General features: G+C 61.8%; 14 protein-coding genes. All 14 read left to right on the forward strand.

Features of this window, described 5'->3' with window-relative positions:
* The first annotated feature begins 167 nt into the window (after positions 1-167).
* The 14 genes from BUE92_RS17360 to BUE92_RS17425 all read left to right on the forward strand — a co-directional run bounded on the left by BUE92_RS17360 (position 168) and on the right by BUE92_RS17425 (position 17,026).
* A complete protein-coding gene (locus BUE92_RS17360) occupies positions 168-776 on the forward strand; it encodes an SCO family protein (RefSeq protein ID WP_073525232.1) in 609 nt (202 codons plus the stop codon).
* Positions 776-1,258 carry a copper chaperone PCu(A)C gene (locus tag BUE92_RS17365; protein ID WP_073525234.1) on the forward strand — a complete coding sequence of 161 codons (483 nt, stop codon included), beginning with the start codon at positions 776-778 and terminating at the stop codon, positions 1,256-1,258. Before BUE92_RS17360 ends, BUE92_RS17365 begins: the two co-directional genes overlap by 1 nt.
* Positions 1,259-1,401: 143 nt before the next feature.
* Complete coding sequence (locus BUE92_RS17370) at positions 1,402-1,896, forward strand: DUF1543 domain-containing protein (RefSeq protein WP_073525235.1); 495 nt, start codon at positions 1,402-1,404, stop codon at positions 1,894-1,896.
* A 108-nt stretch (positions 1,897-2,004) separates the two neighbouring features.
* The gene (locus BUE92_RS17375) at positions 2,005-2,286 is read left to right on the forward strand and encodes a peptidylprolyl isomerase (RefSeq protein WP_069075821.1); all 282 of its coding nucleotides are present in this window, start codon (positions 2,005-2,007) and stop codon (positions 2,284-2,286) included.
* Positions 2,287-2,415: 129 nt separating this feature from the next.
* On the forward strand, positions 2,416-4,275 hold the full coding sequence (locus tag BUE92_RS17380; RefSeq protein ID WP_073525236.1) for an extracellular solute-binding protein: 1,860 nt from the start codon (positions 2,416-2,418) through the stop codon (positions 4,273-4,275).
* Positions 4,275-5,333, forward strand: coding sequence for a microcin C ABC transporter permease YejB (locus tag BUE92_RS17385; protein WP_032876053.1), 1,059 nt, complete (start codon positions 4,275-4,277; stop codon positions 5,331-5,333). The genes BUE92_RS17380 and BUE92_RS17385 overlap by 1 nt, the downstream gene beginning before the upstream one ends.
* Positions 5,333-6,355, forward strand: a complete 1,023-nt coding sequence (locus BUE92_RS17390) for an ABC transporter permease (protein WP_032896898.1) — start codon at positions 5,333-5,335, stop codon at positions 6,353-6,355. The genes BUE92_RS17385 and BUE92_RS17390 overlap by 1 nt, the downstream gene beginning before the upstream one ends.
* Before the next feature lie 10 nt (positions 6,356-6,365).
* Positions 6,366-7,937: an ABC transporter ATP-binding protein gene (locus tag BUE92_RS17395; RefSeq protein ID WP_073525237.1), complete on the forward strand. Its 1,572-nt coding sequence runs from the start codon at positions 6,366-6,368 to the stop codon at positions 7,935-7,937.
* Positions 7,938-8,045: 108 nt separating this feature from the next.
* The gene (locus tag BUE92_RS17400) at positions 8,046-9,437 is read left to right on the forward strand and encodes a sigma-54 interaction domain-containing protein (protein ID WP_073525238.1); all 1,392 of its coding nucleotides are present in this window, start codon (positions 8,046-8,048) and stop codon (positions 9,435-9,437) included.
* A 295-nt stretch (positions 9,438-9,732) separates the two neighbouring features.
* Positions 9,733-11,124, forward strand: a complete 1,392-nt coding sequence (locus tag BUE92_RS17405; protein WP_073525239.1) for a GntP family permease — start codon at positions 9,733-9,735, stop codon at positions 11,122-11,124.
* Positions 11,125-11,131: 7 nt separating this feature from the next.
* The gene (locus BUE92_RS17410) at positions 11,132-11,905 is read left to right on the forward strand and encodes a 3-hydroxybutyrate dehydrogenase (protein WP_073525241.1); all 774 of its coding nucleotides are present in this window, start codon (positions 11,132-11,134) and stop codon (positions 11,903-11,905) included.
* Between the two features lie 170 nt (positions 11,906-12,075).
* Entirely contained in the window at positions 12,076-14,031 is a 1,956-nt protein-coding gene (locus BUE92_RS17415) for an acetoacetate--CoA ligase (RefSeq protein WP_073525243.1), read from the forward strand.
* Between the two features lie 138 nt (positions 14,032-14,169).
* Complete coding sequence (locus tag BUE92_RS17420) at positions 14,170-16,719, forward strand: PAS domain-containing hybrid sensor histidine kinase/response regulator (protein ID WP_073525244.1); 2,550 nt, start codon at positions 14,170-14,172, stop codon at positions 16,717-16,719.
* A 31-nt stretch (positions 16,720-16,750) separates the two neighbouring features.
* On the forward strand, positions 16,751-17,026 hold the full coding sequence (locus BUE92_RS17425) for a peptidylprolyl isomerase (protein WP_003174397.1): 276 nt from the start codon (positions 16,751-16,753) through the stop codon (positions 17,024-17,026).
* The last annotated feature ends 40 nt before the right edge of the window (positions 17,027-17,066 follow it).

Raw genomic sequence — 17,066 nt, forward strand, 5'->3', positions numbered from 1 at the left:
ACCGAAGCCATAAAAGGACGAAATGCGACGCGCCCCCTGTGGCAGAACGTCGCAGATTACGCGCACGGGCCAGGGTTGCTAGACTCTGCACCCTTCTCGTTACTCCTTTTCAAAGCCTGGCGGAGCAGCTCCACGGCCCTGCAGGCGTTTCACAGGATGCACAGTTGATGAGTACGTTATTCACCCGCCGCAAAGTGCTGACCGGCATGGGCCTGTTGGGCCTGGGCAGCCTGCTGGGCGGCTGTGACTACAGCCCCAGGCTGAACTTCAAGTACGGCAAGGACCTCAGTGACAAGATCATGGGCCGCACCTTCAAGCTCAAGAACACCGACGGCGAAACCGTCACCCTGAGCTCGTACCGCGGCCTGATGCCGGTGGTGTTCTTCGGCTTCACCCAGTGCCCGGCCGTCTGCCCGACAGCCCTGGCACGCGCCGCCCAGGCCAAGAAGCTGATGGGCCGCGATGGCAAGATCATGCAGGTGGTGTTCATCACCCTGGACCCCGAGCGCGACACCCCCGAGATTCTCGACAACTACGTCAAGGCCTTCGACCCAAGCTTCGAAGCGCTTTACGGTACCCCGGAAGAAATCGCCGTGGCCGCCAAGGAGTTCGGGATCTTTTATGAAAAGATCCCCGCCGGCGACACCTATACCCTCTCTCACACCGCCACCAGTTTCGTGTTCGACACCCGTGGCAACCTGCGCCTTGGCTTGCAGGCATCCCTTACCGCTCAAGAGTGCGCAGAAGACCTGCTCACCGTCATGGAGGTCTGCTAATGACTGCCGTTCAACACCTCAAGCGTCTCACCCTCGGCCTAACCCTGCTGGGCCTCGCCGCCCACGCCAGCGCCCAGGTACAAGTCACTGACGCCTGGGTACGCGCCTCCGTAGTGGGCCAACCGTCCAGCGGTGCCTTCATGACCCTCACCGCCGACAGCGACAGCAAACTGTTGAGCGTGGCATCGCCAGTGGCCAAGGACGTGCAGATTCATGAGATGAGCATGAAGGACGATGTCATGCGCATGGGCCCGGTGGATTCGGTGGTCCTGCCTGCCGGCAAAGCCGTCAAGCTCGACCCCAACGGCTACCACGTCATGCTGATGGGCCTGACCGGCCAGATCAAGGAAGGCGACCAGGTACCACTGACCCTTACGGTAGAAGATGCCAAGGGTGAAAAGCAGGCCGTCGAAGTGAAGGCAACGGCGCGTGGGCTGGATGGCATGGACCATAGCAAGATGGACCATAGCAAGATGCATTGATTGCGCAAACAAGCCTGCAGCTCTTGCTCTGCTCCCCAGTACGTTGGCTGAGGGTTGCCCCTCAACCATAAAATCTCCCACAGCTTGATTGCCGGGAGTGATCAGATAGGCTGTCAGGCCGCCCTCCCCAGGAATCATCGGTAATGCTGTTTGTCGTCATGCTCGGGGGCAAGCACCCGCGGGCCAGGATCGAAGTACACGATGTGGTGTTCGCCGTGGCGGACACCCTGCAAGGCACCTACCCGCAATTACGCGACGCCTGGTTCGGCAGCCCCAAAGGCGTGCATATCGATTCATGGATGGCCGTCGATGGCGTCGACGGCTGGAAGGTTGAACTGAGCCACCTGGCGCCCCACGGCGATGCACACCGTCTGTACTTCATCAACCTGGGCGGTTACGAAGCCAATAGCTTTGGCGAGGCCCATCACTACCTGCTGGTGGTCGCCCGTAACAAACAGGAGGCCATGGGCAAAGGCAAGCAGCAGATGCTCAGCCACTGGTCCCAGGCCCACACCGACGCAGTGCTGGATATCGACGACTGCCTGCCCATCGACCTGGTGGACGGCCGCTATATCCATCTGGTGCAAGCGGCGCACCGACCGATCGTACAGCGCAACGACTACCTTGTGCTGCCTTGAATCCTAACGGCCAAAACAGTGCCGACTGAAACCCCAGTGGAACTTTGCCGAGAAATAACCGCCTGAATCCGGTACGCTCACCGTTTTTTACTCTAGGAGTTACTCACCATGGCCAAAGCCACCGCCCGTCACATCCTCGTTGCCACTGAAGACAAGTGCAACGAACTCAAGGCCCAAATCGAAGGCGGCGCTGATTTCGCAGAAATCGCTAAAGCCAACTCCACCTGCCCATCCAGCCGCCAGGGCGGCGACCTCGGTTCGTTCGGCCCAGGCCAGATGGTCAAGGAATTCGACACCGTGGTCTTCAGTGCCCCGGTCAACACCGTGCAAGGCCCGGTGAAGACTCAGTTCGGCTACCACCTGCTGGAAGTCACCAGCCGCCAGGATTGATTCAATCCGCGCTGATGTTATAAACAACGGCCCGCCCTTTGGTGGGCCGTTGTGCATCTGATGACTGGCGATGCCCAGGCCGTTAGCGTACAAATCCTTATGACTCTTACCCGGCGCTCAAGGCTGATAATGCGATTGGCTTTTTCATCTCTGCTCTGTTCCACCCTGGCCTTGCTAATGGCCAGCACTGCGGTGATCGCAGCCCCGCAAACCTACCTGACGGTGTACGGCGAGCCCGCCAAGTACGCCGAAGGTTTCAGCCATTTCGACTATGCCAACCCCAACGCCCCCAAGGGCGGCAGCCTGCGGCGTTCCGCGCTGGAGGTGGGGCGGTTTGACCATGTGCTGCCGTATATCGACAAGGGCATCGGCGTATCCCAGGTCGACGGCTGGGTGTATGCGCCCTTGGCGTTGCGCTCGCTGGATGAGCCTTACACCGTCTATGGCCTGGTGGCGCAAAAGATGGAGCGCGCCGACGATGGCCTGTCACTGCGCTTCTACCTGAACCCCAAGGCGCGCTTTGCCGATGGCACACCCATTACCGCGCAAGACGTGCGCTACAGCTTTGACGTGCTGATGACCCAAGGCAGCCTGCGCTTTCGCACACTATTTGCCGACGTCAAGCACGTCGAAGTCGAAGGCGAGCGCCAGGTGCGCTTTGACTTCTCCAGCAACGAGAACCGCACCCTGCCCCTGGATATCGCCACCTTGCCGGTGTTCCCCGAGCACTGGTGGAAGACCCGCGACTTTGCCAACGGCGGCGGCTACGAAGCGCCACTGGGCAGCGGCCCCTACAAGGTCAGCAAGATCGACTCCGGCAGCACCATCACCTTCACCCGTGACCCCGACTGGTGGGGCAAGGACTTGCCGGTCAGCCGCGGCCTGTACAACTTCGATCACCTGAGCCTGGAGTACTTCGGCGACACCGAAGTAGCGCGCCAAGTGCTACGCGGCGGCGCCTATGATTTCAACCGTGAATTCTCCGCCACCGGTTACTCCATCGGCTACAACGGCCCGGCCCTGGACGATGGCCGCCTGCAGCGCGCGCACCTGGCCAAGGAGATGCCGCAGCCGGCCCAGGGCTATGTGTTCAACGTGCAAAAACCGATATTCAAGGATCGCCGCGTGCGCCAGGCCCTGGCGATGCTGTGGGACTTTGAATGGGCCAACCGGCAGATGATGCGCAACCTGTACATTCGCCAGCAGAGCTATTTTTCCAATAGCCCGCTGGCCGCCAGCCAGTTGCCCACCCCGGAAGAACTGGCGATCCTCGAACCCCTGCGCGGGCAGATTCCCGACGAGGTGTTTACCCAGGTGTTCAAGGCCCCGGTCACCGATGGCAGTGGCATGATCCGCGACAAACAGCTGCAAGCCTTGGCCCTGCTGGAAGACGCCGGCTGGAAACCTGTGGGCGACAAACTCGTCAATGCCCAGGGCGAGCCACTGGAATTCACCTTCCTCAACGTCCAGAACGGCCTCGAACGGCTGTTGCTGCCCTACAAACGCAACCTGGCACAGATCGGCATCACCCTGAATATCCGCCGCATCGACTCCTCGCAGTACGTCAACCGGCTGATGGCCCGCGACTACGACATGATCGTCACGGGCTTCCCGGTCACCACCTCGCCCGGCATGGAGCTGTACAACTATTTCGGCTCTGCCGCCGCGTTCGATTCGGGCGCCAACAACTACATCGTGCTCAAGGACCCGGCCGTCGATACGCTCATCCATGGCCTGGTCAAGGCTGACACCCAGGCGAAGATGCTCACCTATGCCCACGCCCTGGACCGCGTACTGCAATGGAATTACCTGTGGATCCCCAACTATTACCCACCGGGCACCTCCGCCGCATGGTGGAACCGTTTCGGGCGTCCGGCCATCGAGGCGAAGAACGACGAAGCCCTGGAAACCTGGTGGGAAGTCAGCCCCACCGCGCTGACGAACGAACAAATGCAGGCTGAGTTGAAAAAACGCGGAGAGGCCCACTGATGTTTGCCTATATCGTACGGCGCCTGCTGCTGATCATCCCGACGCTGGTGATCATTCTGCTGGTGAACTTCGTGATCGTGCAGGCCGCGCCCGGCGGGCCGGTGGAGCAAGCCATCGCTCACCTGCAAGGCATTGGCGGCGGTGGTGTAGCCGGCGCATCCGGCGAAGGCATCAGCGGCTCGCGAGCCAGCCGCGGCCTGGACCCGAAGCTGATCAAGGACATCGAGAAACAATACGGCTTCGACAAATCCGCGCCGGAACGCCTGTGGCTGATGCTCAAGAACTATGCCCAGTTGGACTTCGGCAACAGTTTCTTTAGAGGCGCAACGGTAACTGACCTGATCCTGGAAAAGATGCCCGTCACGATTTCCCTTGGCCTGTGGGCCACGTTGATCACCTACCTGGTGTCGATCCCGCTGGGCATACGCAAGGCCGTGCGCCATGGCAGCAGCTTTGATATGTGGAGCAGCACGGCCATCGTCATCGGTTACGCGATGCCGGCGTTCCTGTTCGCGATGTTCCTGATCGTGGTGTTCGCTGGCGGTACCTCGCTGAACTGGTTCCCGGTGCGTGGGCTGGTCTCGGAAAACTTTGCCGAACTGAGCACCGTGGGCAAGGTGGCCGACTATTTCTGGCACCTGGTACTGCCGGTAACGGCGCTGGTGATCGGCGGCTTCGCCACCTTGACCATCCTCACCAAGAATTCGTTCCTCAATGAAATTACTCGCCAGTACGTGGTCACCGCCCGCGCCAAGGGTTTGAGCGAACGCCGGGTGCTGTACGGTCACGTGTTCCGCAATGCCATGCTGCTGGTGATCTCGGGGATTCCCCAGGCGTTTATCAGTGTGTTCTTTGCCGGCTCGCTGCTGATCGAGGTGATCTTCTCCCTCGATGGCCTGGGCCGCATGAGCTACGAGGCGGCCGTGTCCCGCGACTACCCGGTGGTGTTCGGCTCGCTGTTTATTTTCACTCTGTTCGGCCTGTTGATAAAACTCATCGGTGATCTCTGCTACACCCTGGTGGATCCGCGTATCGACTTCGCCGCGAGGAACGCCTGATGCTCAACCTGTCCCCCGTGGCCCGTCGGCGTTTTGAGCGTTTCAAGAAAAACCGCCGTGGCTGGTGGTCGCTGTGGCTGTTTATCGGCCTGTTCATCCTGACCCTGGGCGGCGAGTTGATCGCCAATGACAAGCCCCTGGTGCTCAGTTTCAAGAACGAGCTGTATTTTCCGGTGTTCAAGCGCTACACCGAGCAGCAGTTCGGTGGGCAGTTGCCGTTCCAGGCGGACTACCGCAGTGACTACGTGCAAAAGCTGATCAAGCAGGATGGCGGCTGGATGCTGTTCCCGCCGATTCCGTTCAGCGATGACACGCCCAACTACGAACTCACCCGCCCTGCCCCGAGCCCGCCGTCGGCGGTGAACTGGCTGGGCACCGATGACCAGTCCCGCGATGTGTTGGCGCGGGTGATCTTCGGTGCACGGGTGTCGATCCTGTTTGCCCTGGCCCTGACCGCTATCAGCGCGGTCATTGGCATTGCCGCCGGGGCGTTGCAGGGGTACTACGGCGGCTGGGTGGATTTGCTCGGGCAACGCATCCTCGAGGTGTGGTCTGGCCTGCCGGTGCTGTACCTGCTGATTATCCTGTCGGGGTTTGTGGAGCCGAATTTCTGGTGGTTGCTGGGGATCATGGCGCTGTTTTCCTGGCTGGCCCTGGTGGACGTGGTGCGCGCCGAGTTCCTGCGCGGGCGCAACCTGGAATACGTCAAGGCCGCACGCGCCCTGGGCCTGGGCGACGGCAAGATCATTCGTCGGCACATCCTGCCCAACGCCATGACCGCGACCCTCAGCTATTTGCCGTTTATCTTGACCGGGGCGATATCCACCTTGAGCGCCCTGGATTTCCTTGGCTTCGGCATGCCCGCCGGCAGCGCCTCCCTGGGCGAACTGATCGGCCAGGGCAAGCAGAACCTGCAAGCGCCGTGGCTGGGCCTGACGGCGTTTTTCACCCTGGCGCTGATTCTGTCGTTGCTGGTGTTTATCGGCGAGGCACTGCGTGATGCCTTCGACCCCCGCTCATGAGTGACTGCGTATGAACCTGATCGAAATCCGCGACCTGTGCGTCGCCTTCAACGGCCAGACCGTCGTGCGCAACCTGAGCCTGGACGTGCGCCCCGGCGAATGCCTGGCGCTGGTAGGTGAGTCGGGCTCGGGCAAGTCGGTGACGGCCCATTCGATCCTGCAACTGCTGCCGCAAGCCGGCACCGAAACCCTGGGGTCGATCAAGTATCGCGGCCAGGAACTGATCGGCGCCTCACCGAGCACCCTGCAAAAATTGCGCGGCAACCGCATTGCGATGATCTTCCAGGAGCCGATGACCTCCCTGAACCCGCTGCACAGCATCGAAAAGCAGATCGGCGAAACCCTGCTGCTGCACAAGGGCCTGGGCGGCAAGGCGGCGCAGGCGCGCATCCTCGAACTGCTGGAACTGGTGGGCATCCAGAAACCCCAGGAACGGCTCAAGGCCTACCCCCATCAATTGTCCGGCGGCCAGCGCCAACGGGTGATGATCGCCATGGCCCTGGCCTGCGAGCCCGAACTGCTGATTGCCGACGAACCCACCACGGCGCTGGACGTGACGGTGCAGCGCAAGATCCTGCTGCTGCTCAAGTCCTTGCAACAACGCCTGGGCATGTCGCTGCTGCTGATCAGCCATGACCTCAACCTGGTGCGCAGTATCGCCCAGCGGGTCTGCGTGATGCGTGCCGGGGAAATCGTCGAGCAGGCTGACTGCCAGGCCTTGTTCACCGCACCGCAGCATCCCTACAGCCGCCTGCTGCTGGACGCCGAGCCCTCGGGCGATGTGCTGTGCAGCGAGCCGCGTGAGACGGTACTGGAAGTGGATGACCTGAGCGTGCAATTCCCCCTCGGTGGCGGGCTGTTCCGGGCCAAGACCTACCTGCGCGCGGTGGACGGCATCAGCCTCAGCGTGCAGCGCGGCAAAACCCTGGGGATTGTCGGCGAGTCCGGTTCCGGCAAATCCACCCTGGGCCAGGCTATCCTGCGCTTGCTCGACTCCAGCGGCAGCATTCGCTTCCAGGGCGAGGCTCTGGACCCGCTCAACCACCAACAGATGCGCCCATGGCGCAAGCAGATGCAGGTGGTGTTCCAAGATCCCTATGGCAGCCTCAGCCCGCGCATGTCGGTGCAGCAGATCATCAGCGAGGGCCTGGAAGTGCACGCGCCGTGCAGCCTGGCCGAGCGTGACGCGCAAGTCATCCAGGTACTCAAGGACGTGGGCCTCGACCCTGCCAGCCGGCATCGCTACCCCCATGAATTTTCCGGTGGCCAGCGCCAACGCATCGCCATCGCCCGCGCCCTGGTACTCAAGCCAGCGCTGATGCTGCTCGACGAACCCACCTCGGCCCTGGACCGCACAGTGCAGAAACAAGTGGTGGCGCTGCTGCGCGAACTGCAGGACAAATACGGCCTGACCTACCTGTTTATCAGCCACGACCTGGCGGTGGTGCGGGCCATGGCCCATGACATGATCGTGGTCAAGGACGGCAAGGTGGTGGAGCGTGGTGCGAGCCATGATGTGTTCGAATCGCCCCAACACCCCTACACCAAAGAACTGCTGGCAGCAGCGCACATCCCTTTGTAGGAGCGAGCTCGCTCGCGAAAAACTTAAATACCCCCCGTTGTTCCAGATGCACCGCATTATCGTTGACGACCTTCGCGAGCAAGCTCGCTCCTACAGGATTTTGTTTCCATGAGTACCAGCCTCAAGGACTACCAACAGGTTCGCGGCCTGGCCATCCAGTCGCTGTTCGAGATCATCGAGCAGTCCAGTGAGGGGACGGTTATCGTCGACCGCGATGCGAATATCGTGTGGATGAACGAGCGTTACGCCAAGCGTTTTGGCCTCAAGAGCGCCGACCAAGCCATCGGCCAGCCTTGCGAACAGGTGATTTCCAACAGCCTGCTGCGCCAGGTGGTGCGCAATGATCGGCCGATCCTGCTGGACATCCAGGACACTCCCAAGGGCCCGCTGGTGGTGATGCGCCTGCCGATCCACGACGAGGCCGGGGCGGTGATCGGCGCGATTGGGTTTGCGCTGTTCGATGAACTGCGCAACCTGTCGCCGTTGATCGAGCGCTACCTGAGCATGCAGCAGGAGCTGGCCTCCACGCGCTCGCTGTTGCGTTCGCGGCAAAGCAAATACAACTTCGCGCACTTTATCGGCACCAGCGCCGCGAGCCTTGAGGTCAAGCGCCGGGCGCGGCGCAGTGCGAGTGCCGATTCGCCGGTATTGCTGCTTGGCGAAACCGGCACCGGCAAGGAGTTGCTCGCCCAGGCCATCCACGGCGCATCGCCCCGGGCGCACAAAGCCTTTGTGAGCATCAACAGCGCAGCGATTCCCCATGACCTGCTCGAAGCCGAGTTCTTCGGCACCGCACCCGGCGCCTTTACCGGTGCCGACCGCAAGGGCCGCCCCGGCAAGTTCCAGATCGCCCAGGGCGGCACGTTGTTCCTCGACGAAATCGGCGACATGCCGCTGCCCCTGCAAAGCAAATTGCTGCGGGTGTTGCAGGAAAAGGAATTCGAACCGGTGGGTTCCAACGAGATGCTGCACAGCGATGTGCGGGTGATTGCCGCCACATCCATGGATCTGGAGGCGGCGATCAAGCGTGGCGAGTTTCGCGCCGACCTGTATTACCGCCTCAATGTGCTGCCGATCCAGGTGCCGCCCTTGCGTGAACGGCTGGAGGATATTCCGGCGTTGAGCGAGGCGATCCTTGAGGAGTTGCGCAGCCAGCACGAACTGGACCGCGATGCCCAGGCGTTGTTGGCCCAGCATGCGTGGCCGGGGAACATCCGTGAACTGCGTAATGTATTGGAGCGTGCAGCGTTGTTGAGTGACGACTTGGTATTGAACGCCAGTGAGATTCGCGCAGCGATTGGCACGTTCAGCCCGGTGGCCCGTGGCGCGGTGGCGGCGGTCGAGGGTGAAACCTTTGCGGCGGCGCGGGAGCGGTTTGATCGGCAGGTGATTGCGGGGGCGCTCAAGACCTGTGACGGCAATGTGGTGGAGGCAGCCAAGCGGTTGGGGCTTGGGCGGTCGACGTTGTATAAAAAAATGCTGGCGCTTGGACTAACCTAGTCTCAAAAAAGAGACGCCATTCCCAATATCAAGACATTCTTATGTGGGAGCTGGCTTGCCTGCGATAGCGGTCTAGCAGTGCCCTACAAGCCAGCTGAACCACCGCTATCGCAGGCAAGCCAGCTCCCACAAGGATATCCACTCGTCTCCAGATTGAGACTGCCGCCTCGAAAATCACTCTAAATCCACAATAAGTCCATACATATCAAGAAGTTATAAATCTGGCACACATCTCGCTATAGCTCCCTCCCACAGCCTCACCCCCACAACAATAACAATCCGATGGAGACACACCATGAGTGTGATCATTGCCCTGGCCGCGCTCGCGCTGCTGATGCTGGCCGCCTACCGTGGCTATAGCGTTATTCTGTTCGCCCCCATCGCCGCCCTGGGCGCGGTGCTGCTCACCGACCCCTCCGCCGTCGCCCCCGCCTTTACCGGGGTGTTCATGGAAAAGATGGTCGGTTTTATCAAACTGTATTTCCCGGTATTCCTGCTCGGTGCGGTGTTCGGCAAGCTCATTGAGCTGTCGGGGTTTTCGCGCTCGATCGTGGCGGCTGCGATCCGCTTGCTTGGCACGCGCCAGGCGATGCTGGTGATCGTGCTGGTCTGCGCCCTGCTCACCTACGGTGGCGTGTCGCTGTTCGTGGTGGTGTTTGCGGTGTACCCGTTCGCGGCGGAGATGTTCCGCCAGAGCAATATCCCCAAGCGTCTGATCCCGGCGACCATCGCCCTCGGTGCGTTCTCGTTCACCATGGACGCCTTGCCCGGCACGCCGCAGATCCAGAACATCATCCCCAGCACCTTCTTCAACACCACCGCCTGGGCGGCGCCGTGGCTGGGGCTGATCGGCACGATCTTCGTGTTTTGCGCCGGCATGCTCTACCTGGCACGCCAGCGCAACAAGGCCCAGCGTACCGGTGAAGGCTATGGCACCGAGTTGCGCAATGAGCCGGAAACCGCCGATAACCTTACCTTGCCCAACCCGTGGCTCGCGTTGTCGCCGCTGATCCTGGTGGGGGTGATGAACCTGTTGTTCACTCACTGGATCCCGCAGTGGTACGGCAAGACCCACAGCCTCAGCCTGCCGGGCATGAGCGCGCCGGTGACCACCGAAATCGCCAAGCTCACCGCGATCTGGGCGGTGCAGGCGGCGTTGCTGGTGGGGATTATCGTGGTGCTGGTGTTCGGCTTCTCGGCAATCAAGAGCAAGCTGGCCGAAGGCAGTAAAAGCGCGGTAAGCGGTGCATTGCTTGCGGCGATGAACACCGCGTCGGAATATGGGTTTGGCGCCGTGATCGCCTCGCTGCCAGGCTTTCTGGTACTGGCGGACTGGCTCAAGGGCATCCCCAACCCGCTGGTCAACGAAGCGATCACCGTGACCTTGCTGGCCGGTATCACCGGCTCCGCTTCCGGCGGCATGAGCATCGCCCTGGCGGCGATGTCCGAGAGCTTCATTGCAGCCGCCCACGCGGCCAATATCCCCCTTGAGGTGCTGCACCGGGTCGCAGCCATGGCCAGCGGCGGCATGGACACCCTGCCCCACAACGGCGCGGTGATCACCCTGCTGGCGGTCACCGGGTTGACCCACCGCGAAGCCTACAAGGACATTTTTGGCATCACGATCATCAAGACCCTTGCGGTGTTCGTGGTGATCGGCACTTTCTACGCCACCGGCATTGTGTGAGGTTTTCATGACAACTTTGAATGGCAAGACCGCCCTGGTCACCGGCTCCACCAGCGGCATCGGCCTGGGGATTGCCCTGAGCCTGGCCAAGGCCGGCGCCAACCTGATTCTCAACGGCTTTGGCGACGCCAGCGCGGTGATCGCCCAGGTGCAGGCGTTTGGCGGCAAGGTCGGGCATCACCCGGCAGACGTCAGCGACCCCGCGCAGATCGCCGACATGTTCACCTACGCCGAGCGCGAGTTCGGTGGCGTAGACATCCTGGTCAACAATGCCGGCATCCAGCACGTGGCAGCGGTAGAAGACTTCCCTGTGGAGCGCTGGGATTCGATCATCGCCATCAACCTGTCCTCGGTGTTCCACAGCACACGCCTGAGCTTGCCGGGCATGAAGACCAAGGGCTGGGGGCGCATCGTCAATATCGCCTCGGTGCATGGGCAAGTCGGCTCAGTGGGCAAGGCGGCGTATGTGGCGGCCAAGCATGGGGTGATCGGCCTTACCAAGGTGGTGGGCCTGGAAACCGCCACCAGCAATGTCACCTGCAACGCCATCTGCCCGGGCTGGGTGCTGACGCCGCTGGTGCAGAAGCAGATTGATGATCGCGTGGCCACTGGGGTAGACCCACAGCAGGCGCAGCAGGATCTGCTGGCGGAGAAACAGCCGTCGCTGGAGTTTGTGACGCCGTCGCAGCTAGGGGAACTGGTGTTGTTCTTGTGCAGTGAGGCCGGCGCCCAGGTGCGCGGCGCGGCATGGAATATCGATGGCGGCTGGCTGGCTCAATAAACCCAAATATCACCGGCAAAGGTGATCTATAGGTGGGAGCGGGCTTGCTCGCGAAGGCGGTGGGTCAATGAGCCTATTCGGTACTGGCATACCGCATTCGCGAGCAAGCCCGCTCCCACATTGAACCTGTTTTGTCTGACAAACCTCATACAAGAACTAGAGATCTCGCGATGTCCGACATCCTCTGGCAACCCTCCCCGGAACGCATCGCCAACACGCGCATGGATCAGTTCCGCCGTTTCATCAACCAACGGCACGGCGTGCAGCTCCACGACTACCCCGCCCTGCACCAATGGAGCATCGACCAGCGCCCGGACTTCTGGCAGGCGATTGTCGCGTTCTTCGACGTGCAGTTTCGCAGCCCGCCCAGCGTCACGCTGATCGAAGACATCGAGATGCCCAGCGCCCAATGGTTTCCCGGCGCCACCCTGAACTTCGCCGAACACCTGTTGCGCCGCCGTGACGATCATCCTGCGGTGGTGGCTGTCAGCGAAGATGGCCAACGTGAACAATTGAGCTATGCGCAACTGGCGGAACACGTTGCCGGCCTGCAAAAAAGCCTGCGGGCGGCTGGCGTCGGCATGGGTGACCGGGTGGCCGCCTGCATGCCCAACACCTGGCAAACCCTGGTCGGCATGCTCGCCACTACCAGCCTCGGTGCGATCTGGTCGTGCTCCTCACCAGATTTCGGCACCCAGGGCGTCATCGACCGCTTCGGCCAGATCGAGCCCAAGGTGTTGATCACATGCGCGGGCTACCACTACGCGGGCAAGCGCATCGACCAGAGCACCAAGCTCAATGAAATTCTTGAACGCCTGCCCTCCCTGCAACAGCTGATCATCGTGCCTTACGCCAAGCCCGAGGCGCAGGCTGGGGACTACACCACCCACGCCCACGTCGCGCTGTGGGACGACTTCTACAAAGCCTGCGGCGAACCCGAATTTGTCGCGGTGCCGTTCGATCACCCGCTGTATATCCTCTACTCCAGCGGCACCACCGGCATCCCCAAGTGCATCATCCACGGCACTGGCGGCGTATTGCTGACGCACCTCAAGGAACACGGCCTGCATGCCGATCTGAACCGCGAGGACTGCCTGTTCTACTACACCACCTGCGGCTGGATGATGTGGAACTGGCTGGTGTCGGTGCTGGCGATCGGCGCCACCGCGGTGCTGTACGACGGCTCGCCGTTCCACCCCGGCCCCGAACGCTTGATCGACCTGATCGATGCGGAAAAAATCAGCGTGTTCGGCACCAGCCCCAAATTCCTCGCCACCCTGGAAAAGTCCGGGTTGCAGCCGCGCCTGAGCCACGATCTGGGCAGCCTCAAGTGCCTGATTTCGACCGGCTCGCCGCTGTCGCCCCAGAGTTACGACTACGTGTACCGCGAGATCAAGGCTGAGCTGTGCCTGTCGTCGATGTCGGGTGGCACCGACATTGTCTCCTGCTTTGTGATCGGCAACCCGGTGCTGCCGGTGCGGCGCGGTGAGATGCAGTGCAAGAGCCTGGCCATGGCCATCGAGGTGTGGGACGACCAGGGCCGGCCCCTGATCGGGGAGAAAGGCGAACTGGTGTGCACCCGGCATTTCCCAGCCATGCCCATCGGGCTGTGGAACGACCCGCAGCAGCAGAAACTGCGCGCCTCGTATTTCAGCCAGTTCCCCGGCGTATGGGCCCAGGGCGACTATGCCGAGCAACGCGCCAACGGCAGCCTGTTGATTCACGGGCGTTCCGACGCGGTGCTCAACCCCGGCGGCGTGCGCATTGGCACCGCCGAGATTTATCGCCAGGTGGAAAAAATCCCGCAGGTGCTGGAAAGCCTCGCCATCGGTCAACGCTGGCAGGACGATGTGCGCGTGGTGCTGTTTGTGCGCCTGGAGGACGGAATCGAACTGGACGAGGCACTGCAACAGCAGATCCGCCAGGTGATTCGTGCCAACACCACGCCGCGCCACGTGCCGGCGAAGATCCTCGCTGTCACGGATATCCCCCGCACCATCAGCGGCAAAATCGTCGAATTGGCGGTGCGCAATGTGGTGCATGGCGACCCGGTGAAAAATACCGATGCCCTGGCCAACCCCCAGGCACTGGAGCAATTTCGCGACAGAGCTGAGCTGGCTTATTAGATGAAAGGTTTCAGCGCTGACGCAGCGTTTTGAAGAAAAACCCTCAAGGCATGCTATTTTTCCGGGGTAGCCACCCGTTGCCGTTCCTTGGGACAATGGGTGTTGTCATTTTTCAAAGCGTCATGCTCAGGGCTTTTTATGAATGGAACACCCACCGGTAGCGAAGCCGCTGCGTTGATCAAGCGGCTGGACTGGGCGCAAAGCCCGCTCGGTGAGGCCGATGAGTGGCCGCAAAGCCTGCGCACTGCCGTCGATATCGTCGTGCATTCACCCATGCCGATGGTACTGCTGTGGGGCCCGCACCTCACGCAACTCTATAACGATGGCTTTGCCCAACTGATAGGCAGCAAGCACCCCGGCGCCCTGGGCCAGCCGGTGCACCACACCTGGCCGGAGCTGGAAAGCTTCGCCGCGCCGGTCTACGACGCCGTGCTCAGCGGCCAGGTGCGCACCTTCAGCGAGCAACGCTTTGTACTACAACGCCAGGGCCGCGATACCGAAATCTGGCTCGACCTGACCTACAGCCCGGTGCGCGATGAAAGCTGCCGGGTGGCCGGCATCCTGGTCACCGCGATTGAAACCAATGAACGGCGCAGCAAAACCCTTGAACTGCAATTGCGTTCCGAAGCAAGCCTCAAGGCCCAGCACAACACCGAGCAGCGCCTGCAACTTGCGCTGGCGGCCACCGACGCGGTGGGTACCTGGGATTGGGATATCGGTGAAGACCGTTTTATTGCCGACGCCCATTTCGCCTGCCTGCATGGCGTCGACCCCAACGATTCAAGCCTGCTGCCTATCAGCGCCTACCTGCACGGCGTGCACCCCGAAGACCGGGGCACAGTGACGCGCAGCATCAAGCATTGCATCACCCATGGCACCGAATACGCCGAGGAATACCGCCTGCAGCAAGCCGATGGCCAAGTGCGCTGGGTATTCGCCCGTGGCCGCTGCTACAAGGACCAACACGGCCGGCCGGCGCGCTTCCTGGGCGCCGCACTGGACCTCACCGAGCGCAAAAACACCGAGCAGGCCTTGCGCCAGAGCCAGACCGAGCTGCAACTGATCATCAACGCCATGCCGGTGTTGATCGGCTACGTTGACCACGAACAGCGCTTTCGCCTCAACAACAGCGCCTACCTCGACTGGTACGGCAAGACGCCCCAGGAGCTGTACGGCAAGACCATCCGTGAAATCCTCGGCGACGAGGTGTATGCCGGGCGCGCAGACAAGATCGCCGCTGCGCTCAAGGGCAAGGCGTGCAGCTTCATGACGGTGACGCCTCATCGCGATGGTCGACCGCGCCATGCGCTGATGAAGTACTTGCCACGCTTTAGCAGTGATGGCTCGGTGAATGGTTTCTACATCTTTGTGATCGATGAGACCGAACGCAAGCTCACCGAAGAAGCCCTGCGCCACCTCAACGAAAACCTTGAAGAACGCGTGGCCCAGCGCACCCAAGCACTGGCCGAGGCCAACCAGCGCCTGCAAAACGAGATGTTCGAGCGCGAACGTGCCGAAGATGCCCTGCGCCATGCGCAGAAGATGGAAGCGGTCGGCCAGCTCACCGGCGGTATCGCCCATGACTTCAACAATATGCTCACCGGCATCATCGGCAGCCTGGACCTGATGCAGCGTTACATTGCCGCCGGGCGCAGCGACGATATCGGCCGTTTTGCCGATGCCGCCGTGTCCTCCGCCCACCGTGCCGCCGCCCTTACCCACCGGCTGCTGGCGTTTTCGCGGCGCCAGTCGCTGGACCGTCGCCCCACCGACCCCAACCAACTGGTGGCGTCCCTGGAAGACCTGTTCCGGCGCACCAAGGGCGCCCATATCGCGCTCAAGGTACAGCTGGGCAAGGACATCTGGCCGGTGAACACCGACGCCAGCCAACTGGAAAACGCCCTGCTCAACCTGGTGATCAACGCCCGCGACGCCATGCCCGACGGCGGTGAGCTGCTGATCGAAACCGCCAACAGTTACCTGGACGGCACCGACATCACTACCCTGGAACCGGTCAAAGCCGGCGACTATGTGATGCTCGGCGTGAGCGACAACGGCAGCGGCATGGCGCCCAAAATCCTCGCCAAGGCGTTCGACCCGTTCTTCACCACCAAGCCCATCGGCCAAGGCACAGGCCTTGGATTGTCGATGATCTACGGCTTTGCCCAGCAGTCCGGCGGCCACGTGACCATCCAGAGCGAGCCGGGCCAGGGCACCTGCGTGCGCCTGTACCTGCCGCGCTTGTATGGCACGGCGCTGGAAAGCAGCCTGCCCACCAGCCTGACCGAAGCGCCCGTGGCCCTGGCCGGTGAAGCGGTGGTGGTGGTCGAGGACGACCCGGCGGTGCGCATGCTGGTGGTCAGCTTACTCGATGAACTGGGTTACACCGCGCACCAGGCGGCGGATGCGCGTGCGGCGCTGCCGTTGCTGGAGTCGGATTTGCGTGTGGACTTGCTGGTGACCGACGTTGGCCTGCCCGGCATGAACGGCCGGCAACTGGCAGAGATTGCCCGCCAGCATCGCCCCGGCCTGCGCGTGTTGTTCATGACCGGTTATGCCGAGAAAGCCGCCGAGCGCCAGGGGTTCCTGGAGGACGGTATGGACATGGTCGCCAAGCCTTTTTCCATTGACCTGTTGGCCAACAAAATCCGTAGCATGATCGGCGTCGAGGCCGGAGTTCAGGCATAATCGCGCGCCGTCGCACAGCTGGTAGAGCCCCATGAAAGCCCAAGCCCGTCATATCCTGGTGAAAACCAGCGAAGAAGCCGAACAACTCAAGCAACGCATTGCCAAGGGCGAAGCCTTTGATGTGCTGGCCAAGAAGTACTCCACCTGCCCGTCGGGCAAACGCGGCGGTGACCTGGGTGAAGTGCGGCCCGGGCAGATGGTAGGAGCGATTGATGCGGTGATCTTCAAGAAGCCGGTGAAGGTGGTGCATGGGCCGATCAAGAGCAAGTTTGGCTATCACCTGGTGCAGGTGTTTTACCGGGACTGAGTGGATGGCTTCAGTCCGCTATCGCAGGCAAGCCAGCTCC

Source organism: Pseudomonas fluorescens (genome assembly GCF_001902145.1).
Lineage (GTDB): Bacteria > Pseudomonadota > Gammaproteobacteria > Pseudomonadales > Pseudomonadaceae > Aquipseudomonas > Aquipseudomonas fluorescens_BV.